Source organism: Streptomyces echinatus, assembly GCF_014203595.1.
Taxonomy (GTDB): domain Bacteria; phylum Actinomycetota; class Actinomycetes; order Streptomycetales; family Streptomycetaceae; genus Streptomyces; species Streptomyces echinatus.
The window spans coordinates 128,123-143,005 of record NZ_JACHJK010000011.1 but is presented as its reverse complement, the minus strand read 5'-3'; the positions used below and the strand labels follow the sequence as shown (position 1 = coordinate 143,005).

The following is a 14,883-nucleotide window of genomic DNA, read 5'->3' as shown; positions in this document are numbered from 1 at the left end:
CATGCTCGAAGAGGCGCTTGAGCACCTCGTGAAGGGCATCGTCGACAACCCTGACGATGTGCAGGTCGCCTCGCGCGACCTGCGCCGCGGGCGCGTGCTCGAGGTCCGGGTCCACCCGGACGACCTCGGCAAGGTGATCGGCCGCAACGGCCGCACCGCGCGCGCTCTGCGCACCGTCGTGGGCGCCATCGGCGGTCGCGGTGTACGCGTCGACCTGGTCGACGTGGACCACGTCCGCTGACGCTTCATCGCAACCGGCTCGGGCCGGGGAGGGCCACAGGGCCGTCCCCGGCCCGTAGTCGTCTACGGAGTCATGCCGTAGGCACACGACAGGAGATTTGGACAGGTGCAGCTGGTAGTCGCACGGGTCGGCCGTGCCCATGGCATCAAGGGCGAGGTCACCGTCGAGGTACGTACCGACGAGCCGGAACTGAGGCTCGCGCCCGGCGCCGTACTGGCCACGGATCCCGCCTCCACGGGACCGCTGACCATCGAGACGGGGCGCGTCCACAGTGGCCGCCTCCTGCTGCGCTTCGCGGGCGTCAACGACCGCACCGCCGCCGAGGCGCTGCGCAACACCCTGCTGATCGCCGACGTGGATCCGGAGGAGCTGCCGGAGGGCGAGGACGAGTACTACGACCACCAGCTCATCGACCTCGACGTGGTCACCGAGGACGGCACGGAGGTCGGCCGGATCACCGAGATCTCGCACCTGCCCTCGCAGGACCTGTTCATCGTGGAGCGCCCGGACGGCAGCGAGGTGCTGATCCCCTTCGTGGAGGAGATCGTCGCCGAGATCGACCTGGAGGAGCAGCGGGCCGTCATCACGCCCCCGCCGGGCCTGATCGACGACCGCGCCGAGATCGCCTCCTCGCGGGACTCCGAGGACTCCGAAAGCTCCGAGGACGGCCAGGGTTCCGCGGCCGCCGGGGAAGAGTCGTAATGCGCCTCGACGTCGTCACGATCTTCCCCGAGTACCTGGACCCGCTCAACGTCTCCCTCGTCGGCAAGGCACGCGCGCGGGGACAGCTCGACGTCCAGGTGCACGACCTGCGCTCCTGGACGTACGACCGCCACAACACGGTGGACGACACCCCGTACGGCGGCGGCCCCGGCATGGTCATGAAGACCGACCCCTGGGGCGACGCCCTGGACACGGTCCTCGCCGACGGCTACGAGGCCGGTGCCCAGGCCCCCGCGCTGATCGTCCCCACGCCCAGCGGCCGCCCCTTCACCCAGGAACTGGCCGTCGAGCTGTCCGAACGCCCCTGGCTGATCTTCACGCCGGCCCGCTACGAGGGCATCGACCGGCGGGTGATGGACGAGTACGCGACCCGTGTGCCGGTCTACGAGGTCTCCATCGGCGACTACGTCCTCGCCGGCGGCGAAGCGGCCGTACTCGTCATCACGGAGGCCGTCGCCCGGCTGCTGCCCGGTGTCCTCGGCAACGCGGAGTCCCACCGTGACGACTCCTTCGCCCCCGGCGCGATGGCCGGCCTCCTCGAAGGCCCCGTCTACACCAAGCCGCCCGTCTGGCGCGGCCGGGACATCCCCGAGGTGCTGCTCAGCGGCCACCACGGCAAGATCGCCCGCTGGCGCCGCGACGAGGCCCTCAGGCGTACCTCCGCCCACCGGCCCGACCTGATCGAGCACTGCGATCCCAAGGCCTTCGACAAGAAGGACCGCGAGATGCTCTCCATCCTGGGCTGGGAACCCGATCCGCGGGGTGAACGGTACGGCCGATTTTGGCGCCGGGCCGACGGCGTGGAAGAATAGACCGCTGTTGTGCGTCCGTCCGGCGTGCGCCCCTGCCACAGGGGGACACGACGCCCGTTCCGGCCCGCACGGCAATCCTCTTGGAACCCTAGTTTCCGTTGATGACCTGTGGCATCAGCGAAGAAAGCAGACGAAATGTCTCACCTGCTCGACACCGTCGACGCCGCGTCGCTGCGCACCGACATCCCGGCCTTCCGCCCGGGTGACACCGTCAACGTCCACGTCCGCGTCATCGAGGGCAACCGCTCCCGTGTGCAGCAGTTCAAGGGCGTTGTGATCCGCCGCCAGGGCTCCGGTGTCCGCGAGACCTTCACGGTCCGCAAGGTCTCGTTCTCCGTCGGCGTCGAGCGCACCTTCCCGGTGCACACCCCGATCGTCGAGAAGATCGAGCTGGTCACCCGCGGTGACGTGCGTCGCGCCAAGCTGTACTACCTCCGTGAGCTGCGCGGCAAGGCCGCGAAGATCAAGGAGAAGCGCGACAACTGAGCGCTTCCCCGGCGTCACAGCGGGGCCGGATAGCATCTGGCTCCGATGGACACCGAAGCACAGCCGACGGAACGCGACCGCTCCTTTGCCCCCGGGACTCCGGGTGCGGAGGGCCGGTCGCGTTTCGCGTTGGTGGCACGGGCCGCCGACTGGGTACCGGGCGGCCGGATCACCCTCTCGCTCCTCACCGCCCTGGCGTTCCTGCTGCTCCTCAACACCCTCGTGATGCAGCCGTTCCAGATTCCGAGCGGATCCATGGAGCAGGGGTTGAGGATCGGGGACCGCGTTCTCGTAAATAAGTTGGCGTACCGTTTCGGTTCCCAGCCGCGCCGCGGTGACGTGGTTGTGTTCGACGGCACGGGGTATTTCGGGGACGCCGACTACATCAAGCGTGTGGTCGGTGTGGGGGGAGACCATGTGGTCTGCTGCGACAAGAAGCGGAGGATCGAGGTGAACGGCCGGGCGGTCGACGAGACTGCGTTCCTCTATCCCGGGGACAGCGCCTCCGGCGTGCCCTTCGACATCGTCGTGCCCTCGGGCCGCCTGTTCGTCCTCGGCGACCACCGCAGCGACTCCAGCGACTCCCGTGACCATCTCGGCTCGCCCGGCGGCGGCATGATCCCCGTCGGCGACGTCATCGGCCGGGCCGACTGGATCGTCTGGCCGTACCGCCACTGGACCCATCTGAGCCGGCCGTCCGCCTACGCGCGCGTGCCCGCCGCACCGGCGGAGGGCGTCCATGGGTAGCCGCGGCAAACCGCGCGGGGTGCCCGCGGACCCCGCCGAGAACCTGCTGCCCACTGGGGTCCGCCGCACCTCCGTGCCCGGCGGCGGCCGTACGCGCGCGGAGCGCCGCAAACTCCAGCGCAAGGTCAAACGCAAGCGCAGGCGCTCGGCCGTCCGGGAGATCCCTCTCCTGGTCGGTGTCGCCGTCCTCATCGCGCTCGTCCTGAAGACGTTCCTCGTCCAGGCGTTCGTGATCCCGTCCGGGTCCATGGAGCAGACGATCCGGATCGGCGACCGGGTCCTGGTCGACAAGTTCACCCCCTGGTTCGGCTCCGAGCCGCAGCGCGGCGACGTCGTGGTCTTCCACGACCCCGGCGGCTGGCTCCAGGACGAGCAGACCACCAAGAAGAACGACCCCGTCGTCGTCAAGCAGCTCAAGGAAGGACTCACCTTCATCGGCCTGCTGCCGTCCGACAACGAGAAAGACCTGATCAAGCGGGTCATCGGGGTCGGCGGCGACCACGTCAAGTGCTGTGACGCGCAAGGGCGCGTCACCGTCAACGGCGTACCGCTCACCGAAGGCGACTACCTCTACCCGGGGAGCGAGCCCTCCTCCACCCCCTTCGACATCACCGTGCCCGAGGGCCGGCTGTGGGTGATGGGCGACCACCGGGACAACTCGGCCGACTCCCGTGCCCACCAGAACACGCCCTACGGCGGAACGGTCTCCGAGGACTCCGTGGTCGGCCGGGCCATGGTCATCGGCTGGCCCGTCGGCCACTGGACGCGTCTGGAAGAACCTAAAACCTTCGCAAGCGTCACCGACTCGGCCTCGGGTGCGACCGCTGCTCCCCAGCGTTCGCATAGGGTTGATCCCGAGCATCCGAACGGAATGACACAGCTCCCGACCCCTGCGGAACTCCCGCTCGTTATGGGAGTGGTGGGCCTGCGTCGTGTGTGGGGCAGGCAGCGGCACAGAGTGAGGAGTTGGCGTGGGGGATGTGGCGGTTGGCGCACGGTCGGGACACGACGGCGAGGAGCACCGCGGGCACCCCGTGGAGCCGGACGTTCCCGTACCGGACGGCGCCATGACCTCCGGGAATGACGCGGACGCGGGCGGCGACGGCACGCAGGACGGCGAGCAGCGGCCCCCCGCCGGCGGCGCGGACGCGGACGCGGACGCGGGGACACCCCGTCCGAGGAAGCCGCGCTCCTTCTGGAAGGAGCTGCCGATCCTGATCGGCATCGCGCTGGTCCTGGCACTGCTGATCAAGACCTTCCTCGTCCAGGCGTTCTCGATCCCGTCCGACTCGATGCAGAACACCCTCCAGGAGGGTGACCGCGTCCTGGTCGACAAGCTCACCCCGTGGTTCGGCTCCGAACCCGAGCGCGGTGAGGTGGTCGTCTTCCACGACCCGGACGACTGGCTGGCGGGCGAGCCGACGCCGAACCCGAACCCGGTGCAGAAGGTCCTCAGCTGGATCGGCCTGATGCCGTCGGCGGAGGAGAAGGACCTGATCAAGCGGGTGATCGGGGTCGGCGGCGACACGGTCGAGTGCAAGGGCAGCGGCCCGCTGAGGGTCAACGGCAAGGCGCTGAACGAGCCGTACGTCTACCCGGGCAACACGCCGTGCAGCGTGGACGACCAGGGCGGCCAGTTCAAGGTGAAGGTCCCCGAGGGCTTCCTCTGGGTGATGGGCGACCACCGCCAGAACTCCCGTGACTCCCGGTACAACCAGTCCGACAGGAACCACGGCATGGTCCCCGTCGACAAGGTCGTCGGCCGCGCGATCGTCAAGGCCTGGCCGATCAACCGCTGGGGCACCCTGCCGATCCCGGACACCTTCGACCAGCCCGGCCTCGACCAGCAGTCCGCCGCCGCCTCCCTGACGGTGGCCCCGCAGGGCATGGCCGTCGCCGCGGTGCTGCCGCTGGCGGTGTGGCGGCGCAGGCGCACGGACCGGACCGGGACCCAGGCGGCACGGAAGGCGCCGGCCGGACGGCCGTGACCCACGAGCCGGCCGGTCCGCAGGATCCGAGGACCGACGGCCGGCCCCGCACGGAAAGCACCTGGCCGAGGCCGCCCGCGGCCTGGAGCCACCCCCGGTGGGCCGGGGGACCCCGGCCGGGAAAGAGGGGCTGCCCCCGCTCGGAACCGACGGGTAGGGTGCGGGTCCATGGGTGGCGAGAGCATGACGCGTACGGCCCCGCACGGCGGCGGCACCGGCACGGCACGGGCCGGCGGTGGCCGGTTCGGACAGCGGCTGTCCGGAGTGGCCGTGGCGCTGGGGCTGGTGCTGTTCCTGGGCGGATTCGCGTGGGGAGCGGTGGTCTACCGGCCGTACACCGTGCCCACCAGCTCCATGACCCCCACCATCGACGCCGGTGACCGGGTGCTGGCCCAGCGCGTCGACGGCGACGAGGTACGCCGCGGCGACGTCGTCGTCTTCGAGGACAAGACCTGGGTCACGGGCGCCAAGGTGGTCAAGCGCGTGGTCGCGGTGGGCGGCGACACCGTCTCCTGCTGCACCGGCGGCAAGCTGACCGTCAACGGCAAGCAGATCGACGAGCCGTACCTGCCCAAGGGCAGCGCGGCCGAGATCACGGACTTCGGCACGGTGACCGTGCCCGAGGGCCGGCTGTTCCTCCTCGGCGACGAACGCCAGGGCTCCCTGGACTCCACCGCCCACCTCGCGGACGCGGCCAAGGGCACCGTGTCCCGCGACACCGTCTCCGCCCGCGTGGAGGCCGTCGTCTGGCCCTGGAAGGGCGCGCTCGAGCGTCCCACCGGCTTCGAGACGCTCGGCGCCCTCTCCCCGCCCGGCCCGCTGCGCACGATCGAGCTGCTCGTCGTGGCCGGCGCGGTCCTGGTCCTCGGCGGCGGCGCCTACGGCCCGATCGCGGGACGCCTGAGCCGCTCCCGCACCCGTACCGCCCGCCCGGAGGCGGCCGGTGCCCGCTGAGACCACGCGGCCGGCCGAGGAGTCGTACGAGGGCGACGGCGGCCCGCGCAAGGTGGCGCGGGTGGTTCTCCTCGACCCCGACGACCGCATCCTGCTCCTGCACGGCCACGAGCCGGACGACCCGGCCGACGACTGGTGGTTCACCCCGGGAGGCGGCCTGGAGGGCGCCGAGACGCGCGAGGAGGCCGCGCTGCGGGAACTCGCGGAGGAGACCGGCATCACCGACGTCGAACTGGGGCCCGTCCTCTGGCGGCGGCGGTGCTCGTTCCCGTTCGCGGGCCGCCGCTGGGACCAGGACGAGTGGTACTACCTGGCCCGTACGCGGCAGACGGCCACCGCGGCGACGGGGCTGACGGAGCTGGAACGGCGCAGCGTCGCCGGAGCGCGCTGGTGGACGTGTCAGGAACTGACCCGGGCACGTGAGACGGTGTATCCGACCAGACTCGCCGGGCTGCTGCGCACGCTGCTCGTCGAAGGTGCCCCGGCCACACCGGTGACCCTCGACACGGAAATCGTCTGAGGGCTCCGGGGACTGGCGCACAATGGTGGGATCGCACGGCTGAAGGGGAACATGCCATGAGCGCCGAGGACCTCGAAAAGTACGAGACCGAGATGGAGCTCAAGCTCTACCGGGAGTACCGAGACGTCGTCGGTCTGTTCAAATACGTGATCGAGACCGAGCGGCGTTTCTATCTCACCAACGACTACGAGATGCAGGTGCACTCGGTTCAGGGTGAGGTGTTCTTCGAGGTGACCATGGCCGATGCCTGGGTCTGGGACATGTACCGGCCGGCTCGCTTCGTCAAGCAGGTGCGCGTTCTGACCTTCAAGGACGTGAACATCGAGGAGCTGAACAAGAGCGACCTGGAGCTGCCGGGCGGCTGATGACCTGCGGTTTCCTGCGGTGTTGCCCGTTCGGGTGACGGAGTTTTCCACAACCGCCGGGTAGTCCACCAAGATCAACACTGGGGGACGGGATGCGTGACGGTTGGCGCCGGAGGTGGTGCCGACATGAACGCACGAGCAGCGATCGGCAAGTACGGCGAGGACCTGGCGGCGCGGTGGCTCGCCGAGGCCGGTATGACGGTCCTGGAGCGCAACTGGCGCAGCGGACGGTCCGGCGAGATCGACATCGTGGCGCGGGACGGTGACGCGCTCGTCGTCTGCGAGGTGAAGACCCGCCGGGGCGGGGACTACGAACACCCGATGGCCGCGGTGACCCCCGAGAAGGCGGCCAGGCTCCGGGCGCTCGCCGAGCACTGGATCCAGGCCCACGGAGGAGCCCCACCGGGCGGCGTCCGCATCGACCTCGTCGGCGTGGTCCTGCCCCGCCGGGGCGCCCCGACCGTGGAGCACGCGCGGGGGGTGGCCTGAATGGCGTTCGCCCGTACGTGCTCGGTGGCCCTGGTCGGCGTCGAGGGCGTGGTCGTCGAGGTCCAGGCAGACCTCGAACCCGGCGTCGCGGCCTTCACCCTGGTCGGCCTCCCCGACAAAAGCCTGACGGAGAGCCGCGACCGAGTCCGGGCGGCGGTGGTGAACTCGGGCGGCGAATGGCCGCAGAAGAAGCTCACCGTCGGTCTCAGTCCCGCCTCGGTCCCCAAGGCCGGCTCGGGCTTCGACCTGGCCGTCGCCTGTGCGGTGCTCGGCGCCGCCGAACGGATCGACCCCCGTGTCCTAGCCGACATCGTCATGATCGGAGAGCTGGGCCTGGACGGTCGGGTGCGGCCGGTCCGGGGCATCCTGCCGGCCGTCCTCGCGGCGGCCGATGCGGGGTATGAGCAGGTGGTCGTACCCGAGTCCGCAGCCGCCGAGGCCGCGCTGGTCCCCGGTGTGTCCGTACTCGGTGTGCGCAGCCTGAGGCAGCTCATCGCGGTGCTGACCGAGGAACCCGTCCCCGAGGAGGCGCCGGAGGAACAGGGACGGCCCGATCCCCTGCTGGCCGGACTACGGGTCCCGGGAACGGGCGCCGCCACCGGCATGCACAGCATCGGCTCCGCACAGCACGACCACGATCACGACTTGGCGGATGTCGTGGGTCAGATCTCCGCCCGCACGGCCGTGGAGGTGGCCGCCGCAGGCGGACACCACCTGTTCCTGGAGGGGCCGCCCGGCGCGGGCAAGACCATGCTCGCCGAACGCCTGCCCCCGGTCCTTCCCCGACTCACGAGGGAGGAGTCACTGGAGGTCACGGCGGTGCACTCGGTTGCCGGGCTGCTTCCCCCGGGCAAGCCGCTGGTCGACGTCGCTCCCTACTGCGCCCCGCACCACTCCGCCACGATGCAGTCACTCGTCGGCGGCGGCCCGGGCATCGCCCGGCCCGGCGCGGTGTCCCTTGCCCATCGCGGAGTGCTGTTTCTGGACGAGGCGCCCGAATTCCACAGTCAGACCCTGGACGCTCTGCGACAGCCTCTTGAGTCGGGGCACGTGGTGATCGCACGCAGCGCCGGTGTGGTCCGTTTCCCGGCGCGGTTCCTGATGGTCCTCGCGGCCAATCCCTGTCCCTGCGGACGCTTCTCACTCCGCGACTCGCTGTGCGAGTGCTCCCCATCGGCGATCCGTCGCTACCAGTCCCGGCTGTCCGGCCCCCTGCTGGACCGGGTGGATCTGCGTGTCGAGGTCGATCCGGTCACCCGGGCCCAGCTCACCGAGCCCGGCGCCCGCGGAGAGTCCACGGCGACCGTGGCCGAGCGGGTGAGGCAGGCCCGGCAGCGGGCCGCAGCTCGCCTCACCGGCACTCCGTGGCGCACCAACAGTGAAGTGCCCGGTCGTGAGCTGCGAGGCCGGTACCACGCCGTCGCCGGGGCAATGGACGAGGCCGAACGCAGCCTGGAGCGGGGTGTGCTCACCGCCCGCGGGATCGACCGGGTGCTGCGCGTCGCCTGGACGGTCGCCGACCTCGTCGGGCACGACCGTCCCGACGCGACCGACGTGGCCCTGGCGTTGCAGCTACGCACCGGTGTCCCCCGAGGGTTGCCGATGGCCATCGGGGCGCTGACGTGACCGGAGGGGAGGATCCCGACGCCGAACTGCTCGGTCGTGTCTTTCTCGGTCGGGTGATCGAGCCGGGGGACGAGGTCGGGGGCCGGTGGGTGCGGGAGTTCGGGGTGGGGGAGGTGGTGCGGCGGCTGCGGTGCGGCAGGGACGCGCTCCCCGGGGTGAGCGGCACCCGGTGGGCGGGGCTCGTCGCGCGGGCCGGGCGGGCCGAGCCGGAGCGGGATCTCGCGGTGGCCCGGGCCGCGGGGGCGCGGTTCGTGTGCCCGGGTGACGGCGAGTGGCCCCGCCAGCTCGACGACCTCGGGGACGGACGGCCCCTCGGGCTGTGGGTGCGGGGCCGGCCCAGCCTGCGCATGTGGGCGCTCCGCTCCGTGGCCGTGGTCGGCGCCCGCGCCTGCACCGAGTACGGCACCCACGCGGCGGCCACCCTCGCCTCCGGCCTCGCCGAGCGCGGGTGGGTCGTGGTGTCGGGCGGTGCCTACGGCATCGACGGCGCCGCCCACCGGGGCGCCCTCGCCGCCCGCGGCGCCACCGTCGCCGTCCTGGCCTGCGGCGTCGACCAGCCCTACCCGCGCGGCCACGCCGCACTGATCGCCCGCATCGCGGAACAGGGACTGGTGGTGGGCGAACTCCCGCCGGGCGACCACCCCACGCCCACCCGGTTCATCCTCCGCAACCGCGTGATCGCCGCCCTGACCAGAGGCACCGTCGTCGTGGAGGCCGCCCGCCGCAGCGGCTCGCTGGCCACCGCGCGGGCCGCACAGCGCCTCGGCCGGTTCACCATGGGCGTGCCCGGCCCGGTCACCAGCGCCCTCTCCGCCGGCGTCCACGCACTGCTGCGCGAGGAGGCCACCCTGGTCACCGATGCCACGGAAGTCGTCGAACTCGTGGGCGCGATGGGTGACCTGGCACCGGCCCGGCGCGGCCCGGTCCTCCCGCGTGACCTGCTGGAACCGGCCACCCGCACGGTGCTCGCCGCCCTGCCCGGCAACCGCGCGGCCCCCACCGACGAGATCGCGCTCGACGCGCGCACCACCCGGGACGAGGCCATCGCGAGACTGTACGAACTCCGTGCACTTGGTTACGTCGAACGACACGGCGATGGCTGGAAGTTGACACGCCAGGCGATGATCTCGGTCCGGACCGGTCGCCGCCCGTGCTGACCGACCGTGTTCGGCCGTCCGGGGGAACCCCCGACGCCCTTGGCGTTTCCCGGAGTTGGCGACTGCTGCCGGTCACGGAGAGCGAGCTGCGGGGCGCGGTCACCCGCCCGGCACGAGCCCCCCGCGCAGGGGTGGAGCCTCGTTGTTCGCACACCGCGACTCCTCAGTCACGCTACGCTCACGACGGTGGTGGCGCAGACCGCGTCAACCCGCCACCAGACCGACACCTCACCCAGTCAGCCCACTTCACCGCACGAACCCCACCCCTTCCCACTTAGCAGCACTTCACGGCACTTCACGGCAGAACGGCACAAGGCGACGAATGCCCCAGCACACCTCCGGGTCCGACCGGGCGGCGGTCCCCCCCACCGCCCGCGACGGTGGCAGCGTGCGACCGCCCGCCCCCTCGACGCTCGACGAGCTGTGGCGGTCGTACAAGGCGACGGGGGACGACCGGCTGCGGGAGCAGCTGATCCTGCACTACTCGCCGCTGGTCAAGTACGTGGCGGGCCGGGTGAGCGTCGGGCTCCCGCCCAATGTGGAGCAGGCCGACTTCGTCTCCTCGGGAGTCTTCGGACTGATCGACGCGATCGAGAAGTTCGACATCGACCGGGAGATCAAGTTCGAGACGTACGCGATCACCCGGATCCGCGGCGCGATGATCGACGAACTGCGGGCGCTGGACTGGATCCCCCGCTCGGTCCGGCAGAAGGCACGGAATGTCGAGCGTGCCTACGCCACCCTGGAGGCGCGGCTGCGGCGGACGCCGTCGGAGGGCGAGGTCGCCGTCGAGCTGGGCATGGAGGTCGACGAACTGCACGCGGTTTTCAGCCAGTTGTCGCTGGCCAACGTGGTCGCCCTGGAAGAGCTGCTGCACGTCGGCGGCGAGGGCGGGGACCGGCTCAGCCTGATGGACACCCTGGAGGACACCGCCGCCGACAACCCGGTCGAGGTGGCCGAGGACCGGGAGCTGCGGCGGTTCCTGGCGCGGGCGATCAACACGCTGCCCGAACGGGAGAAGACCGTGGTCACGCTGTACTACTACGAAGGGCTCACCCTCGCCGAGATCGGCAACGTGCTCGGCGTCACCGAGAGCCGGGTCAGCCAGATCCACACCAAGTCGGTGCTCCAGCTGCGGGCCAAGCTCGCCGGCTTCGGACGGTGAGTGCTCCCTTTCGGGAGGGCCTGTCCGTAAAGTGGTCGACGTGCCAAGGATTCGAGCGGCCTCCGTGGCCGAACACCGGTCGATGCAGCGAGCCGCCTTGCTGGACGCGGCTCGGTCCCTGCTGTCCGAGGGCGGGACGGAGGCGCTGACCTTTCCCGCGCTGGCCGAGCGGACGGGACTGGCGCGGTCGTCCGTGTACGAGTACTTCCGGTCACGGGCCGCGGTGGTCGAGGAGCTGTGCGAGGTCGACTTCCCGGTGTGGGCGGCGGAGGTCGCGGCGGCGATGGAGCGGGCCGGCTCGGCCGAGGGCAAGGTCGAGGCGTATGTGCGCCGGCAGCTGGCGCTGGTCGGGGACCGGCGGCACCGGGCGGTCGTGGCCATCTCCGCGAGCGAGCTGGACGCCGGCGCCCGGGAGAAGATCCGGGCGGCCCACGGAGGGCTCGTCGCGATGATCGTCGAGGCCCTGGGGGAGATGGGGCACGGCGAGCCCCGGCTGGCGGCGATGCTGCTGCAGGGAGTGGTGGACGCTGCGGTGCGGAGGATCGAGCTGGGGGCCGCCGAGGACCCCGCCGCCATCACCGACGCCGCTGTGGCCATGGCCCTACGGGGCGTGACGGGCTGAGCCCTGCCGCGGCACGACCGGCAGCAGCCGCGACGGCCCCCTGCCCAGCAGCCACGGCGGCAGCAGGGACAGCGGGTCGAGATAGGTCTCCCCGCGCAACAGACCCCAGTGGACGCACGTCTCCGGCCCGCAGTGCGCCCCGCCCGGCTCCACCACCCCCACCACCCCTCCCGCGGCCACCCGGTCGCCCTTCCGTACCGAAGGGCGCACCGGCTCGTACGTAGTGCGCAGACCGGTGCCCGCCAGGGCCACCGACACCACGCCCCGCCCGGCCACCCGTCCCGCGAACGTCACCCGGCCGGGCGCCACCGCGCGCACCGGCGAGCCGGCCGGCGCCGCCAGGTCCACGCCCCGGTGGCCGGGGCCGTACGGCGTCGCCGGCGGCTGCCAGCCGCGCAGGACCGGCGGGCGTGAGCCCACCGGCCAGCCGCGCCCGACGGCCGGCACCGGTGCCGCCGGTGCCGGCGCCGGAGCGGGCGGCGGGGCCACTGCCCAGGCCAGGGGCATGAGCGCGACCACCGGCAGGACCGGCGTCAGGAACACCCACAGCGTCACGCATCGCATCACTCGTCGCATGGCGGAACCGTCCCGCGTCCGCGCCGGTCACGGCCGCGCCCTGTGGACTACTCGCCGGTTGTGGAGAGCGCCGTCACCCGGTGCCTCGCCGGTCCCGTACACTTCTTCTGGCGATCCGGGTCACCGGGTCGACTTCGCACGCCCCGGTACGGCAGCCGGCAACGGTTCGTACCAAGCGCCTCTCGGTCCTTCGTGGCACGGCGCATCGCGGGCGTCAGGCGCGACCGCCGTCCGGCGGACGCGGCACAACCGAGAACACCAAGGAGATACGGCCATGGCCGTCGTCACGATGCGGGAGCTGCTGGAGAGCGGCGTCCACTTCGGTCACCAGACCCGTCGCTGGAACCCGAAGATGAAGCGCTTCATCTTCACCGAGCGCAACGGCATCTACATCATCGACCTGCTCCAGTCGCTGTCGTACATCGACCGCGCCTACGAGTTCGTCAAGGAGACCGTCGCCCACGGCGGCACGGTCATGTTCGTCGGCACGAAGAAGCAGGCGCAGGAGGCCATCGCCGAGCAGGCCACCCGCGTCGGCATGCCCTTCGTCAACCAGCGCTGGCTGGGCGGCATGCTCACCAACTTCTCGACCGTCTACAAGCGTCTGCAGCGCCTCAAGGAGCTCGAGCAGATCGACTTCGAGGACGTGGCCGCCTCCGGCCTCACCAAGAAGGAGCTGCTGGTCCTCTCCCGCGAGAAGGCCAAGCTGGAGAAGACCCTCGGCGGTATCCGCGAGATGCAGAAGGTGCCCAGCGCCGTCTGGATCGTGGACACCAAGAAGGAGCACATCGCCGTTGGTGAGGCCCGGAAGCTGAACATCCCGGTCGTCGCGATCCTCGACACCAACTGCGACCCCGACGAGGTCGACTACAAGATCCCGGGCAACGACGACGCGATCCGCTCCGTCACCCTGCTCACCCGTGTGATCGCCGACGCGGTCGCCGAGGGTCTCATCTCCCGCTCGCGCGTCGCCACCGGCGACAAGGGCGAGAAGGCCGCGGGCGAGCCGCTGGCCGAGTGGGAGCGCAACCTGCTCGAGGGTGAGAAGAAGGACGAGGCTCCGGCCGCCGAGGCCGCCGCCCCGGCCGCTGAGGCTGCTCCGGCCGCCGAGGCCGCCGAGGCCGCCGAGGCCGCTCCGGCCGCTGAGGCCGCCGAGGCCGCTCCGGCCGCTGAGGCCGCTCCGGCCGAGGCCGAGAAGGCCGCCGAGGGCGAGCAGGCCTGACGCCGAATCGTCAGCGTTCGACAGCGGGGGCGGCACTGATTCCCACGGCGCCTCCGGCGCGGTGAAGTCCGCCCCCGCTGTTCACCCGTAGGTCGGCACGACGTATGCGGTCCGCGACCCCGGTGGAACGCATACCGTGCGGATCCAGAAGATCTTCCAGACTTCGAGAAAGACTCACAGACTCATGGCGAACTACACCGCCGCCGACGTCAAGAAGCTCCGTGAGCTGACCGGCGCCGGCATGATGGACTGCAAGAAGGCGCTGGACGAGGCCGAGGGCAACGTCGAGAAGGCCGTCGAGGCGCTGCGCATCAAGGGCCAGAAGGGCGTCGCCAAGCGCGAGGGCCGCTCCGCCGAGAACGGCGCCGTGGTCTCCATCATCGCCGACGACAACTCCTCCGGCGTCATCGTCGAGCTGAAGTGCGAGACGGACTTCGTCGCCAAGGGCGAGAAGTTCCAGGCCGTGGCCAAGGCCATCGCCGAGCACGTCGCCAAGACGCAGCCCGCCGACATCGAGGCCCTGCTCGCTTCCGAGATCGAGGCCGGCAAGACCGTCCAGGCGTTCGTGGACGAGGCCAACGCCAACCTCGGCGAGAAGATCGTCCTGGACCGCTTCGCGCAGTTCGGCGACGGCTTCGTGCTCGCCTACATGCACCGCACCATGCCCGACCTGCCCCCGCAGATCGGTGTCCTGGTCGAGCTGGACAAGCCGAACGCCGACGTCGCCAAGGGCATCGCCCAGCACATCGCCGCCTTCGCGCCGAAGTACCTGGCGAAGGAGGAGATCCCGGCCGAGGTCGTCGAGTCCGAGCGTCGTATCGCCGAGGAGACCACCCGCGCCGAGGGCAAGCCCGAGGCCGCGATCGCCAAGATCGTCGAGGGTCGTCTGAACGGCTTCTTCAAGGACGCCACGCTGCTCGGCCAGCCGTACGCGCTCGACAACAAGAAGTCGGTCCAGAAGGTTCTGGACGAGGCCGGTGTCACCCTGAAGCGCTTCGCGCGCATCAAGGTCGGCATCTGAGTCCGTACCGCGATCGAGGCGTGACCCACGGGTAGATCCCCGAGGAATTCCCGGTAGGGTCGACCGCAGTCGTCCGCGTACACCGTCACCCGGTGTGAGGCGGACGGCAGCAGATCTGACGAGGAGGCCATTGCCGCGCATGGGAGCGAAAAGCGACCCCATCGGCAAT

The 14,883-nt window shown here is 71.1% G+C and carries 18 protein-coding genes; 17 read left to right on the top strand and 1 reads right to left on the bottom strand.

What is annotated here, in order from left to right; genetic code table 11:
• The first annotated feature begins 1 nt into the window (after window position 1).
• The 15 genes from FHS34_RS27950 (at window position 2) to FHS34_RS27880 (ending at window position 11,895) form a co-directional block, all read left to right on the top strand.
• Window positions 2-241, top strand: coding sequence for an RNA-binding protein (locus FHS34_RS27950; RefSeq protein ID WP_005479813.1), 240 nt, complete (start codon window positions 2-4; stop codon window positions 239-241).
• A 105-nt stretch (window positions 242-346) separates the two neighbouring features.
• A complete protein-coding gene (gene rimM / locus FHS34_RS27945; protein WP_184970372.1) occupies window positions 347-943 on the top strand; it encodes a ribosome maturation factor RimM in 597 nt (198 codons plus the stop codon).
• Window positions 943-1,776 carry a tRNA (guanosine(37)-N1)-methyltransferase TrmD gene (trmD, locus tag FHS34_RS27940; RefSeq protein ID WP_184970370.1) on the top strand — a complete coding sequence of 278 codons (834 nt, stop codon included), beginning with the start codon at window positions 943-945 and terminating at the stop codon, window positions 1,774-1,776. The genes rimM and trmD overlap by 1 nt, the downstream gene beginning before the upstream one ends.
• 135 nt (window positions 1,777-1,911) lie before the next feature.
• Window positions 1,912-2,262, top strand: a complete 351-nt coding sequence (gene rplS / locus FHS34_RS27935) for a 50S ribosomal protein L19 (protein WP_184970369.1) — start codon at window positions 1,912-1,914, stop codon at window positions 2,260-2,262.
• A gap of 45 nt (window positions 2,263-2,307) precedes the next feature.
• Entirely contained in the window at window positions 2,308-3,009 is a 702-nt protein-coding gene (lepB, locus tag FHS34_RS27930; RefSeq protein WP_184970367.1) for a signal peptidase I, read from the top strand.
• The gene (lepB, locus tag FHS34_RS27925; protein ID WP_184970365.1) at window positions 3,002-4,093 is read left to right on the top strand and encodes a signal peptidase I; all 1,092 of its coding nucleotides are present in this window, start codon (window positions 3,002-3,004) and stop codon (window positions 4,091-4,093) included. The genes lepB (FHS34_RS27930) and lepB (FHS34_RS27925) overlap by 8 nt, the downstream gene beginning before the upstream one ends.
• Window positions 3,981-4,997, top strand: coding sequence for a signal peptidase I (lepB, locus tag FHS34_RS27920; protein ID WP_184970363.1), 1,017 nt, complete (start codon window positions 3,981-3,983; stop codon window positions 4,995-4,997). The genes lepB (FHS34_RS27925) and lepB (FHS34_RS27920) overlap by 113 nt, the downstream gene beginning before the upstream one ends.
• Window positions 4,998-5,165: 168 nt before the next feature.
• Window positions 5,166-5,951 (top strand): signal peptidase I, encoded by a 786-nt coding sequence (lepB, locus tag FHS34_RS27915; protein ID WP_184970361.1) that lies wholly within the window; start codon window positions 5,166-5,168, stop codon window positions 5,949-5,951.
• Window positions 5,941-6,471, top strand: a complete 531-nt coding sequence (locus tag FHS34_RS27910; protein WP_184970359.1) for an NUDIX hydrolase — start codon at window positions 5,941-5,943, stop codon at window positions 6,469-6,471. Before lepB (FHS34_RS27915) ends, FHS34_RS27910 begins: the two co-directional genes overlap by 11 nt.
• A gap of 56 nt (window positions 6,472-6,527) precedes the next feature.
• Window positions 6,528-6,836: a DUF2469 domain-containing protein gene (locus FHS34_RS27905; RefSeq protein WP_014675276.1), complete on the top strand. Its 309-nt coding sequence runs from the start codon at window positions 6,528-6,530 to the stop codon at window positions 6,834-6,836.
• Window positions 6,837-6,962: 126 nt separating this feature from the next.
• Entirely contained in the window at window positions 6,963-7,325 is a 363-nt protein-coding gene (locus tag FHS34_RS27900; RefSeq protein ID WP_184970357.1) for a YraN family protein, read from the top strand.
• A complete protein-coding gene (locus FHS34_RS27895) occupies window positions 7,326-8,951 on the top strand; it encodes a YifB family Mg chelatase-like AAA ATPase (protein ID WP_184970355.1) in 1,626 nt (541 codons plus the stop codon). It abuts the gene before it with no gap.
• Window positions 8,948-10,108, top strand: a complete 1,161-nt coding sequence (gene dprA, locus FHS34_RS27890) for a DNA-processing protein DprA (protein WP_184970353.1) — start codon at window positions 8,948-8,950, stop codon at window positions 10,106-10,108. Before FHS34_RS27895 ends, dprA begins: the two co-directional genes overlap by 4 nt.
• A gap of 322 nt (window positions 10,109-10,430) precedes the next feature.
• The gene (gene whiG, locus FHS34_RS27885) at window positions 10,431-11,273 is read left to right on the top strand and encodes an RNA polymerase sigma factor WhiG (RefSeq protein WP_184970352.1); all 843 of its coding nucleotides are present in this window, start codon (window positions 10,431-10,433) and stop codon (window positions 11,271-11,273) included.
• Window positions 11,274-11,337: 64 nt separating this feature from the next.
• Window positions 11,338-11,895 carry a TetR/AcrR family transcriptional regulator gene (locus tag FHS34_RS27880; RefSeq protein WP_184970694.1) on the top strand — a complete coding sequence of 186 codons (558 nt, stop codon included), beginning with the start codon at window positions 11,338-11,340 and terminating at the stop codon, window positions 11,893-11,895.
• On the opposite strand, the gene FHS34_RS27875 is transcribed toward FHS34_RS27880, so the two are convergent.
• Complete coding sequence (locus FHS34_RS27875) at window positions 11,875-12,471, bottom strand: peptidoglycan DD-metalloendopeptidase family protein (RefSeq protein WP_184970350.1); 597 nt, start codon at window positions 12,469-12,471, stop codon at window positions 11,875-11,877. The genes FHS34_RS27880 and FHS34_RS27875 overlap by 21 nt on opposite strands.
• Before the next feature lie 274 nt (window positions 12,472-12,745).
• Between FHS34_RS27875 and rpsB the strand changes: the two genes are divergently transcribed.
• Together rpsB and tsf are read left to right on the top strand one after the other, a co-directional pair.
• Window positions 12,746-13,693, top strand: coding sequence for a 30S ribosomal protein S2 (gene rpsB / locus FHS34_RS27870; protein ID WP_184970348.1), 948 nt, complete (start codon window positions 12,746-12,748; stop codon window positions 13,691-13,693).
• 184 nt (window positions 13,694-13,877) lie between these two features.
• Window positions 13,878-14,714 (top strand): translation elongation factor Ts, encoded by an 837-nt coding sequence (gene tsf / locus FHS34_RS27865; RefSeq protein ID WP_184970346.1) that lies wholly within the window; start codon window positions 13,878-13,880, stop codon window positions 14,712-14,714.
• Window positions 14,715-14,883: the final 169 nt, after the last annotated feature.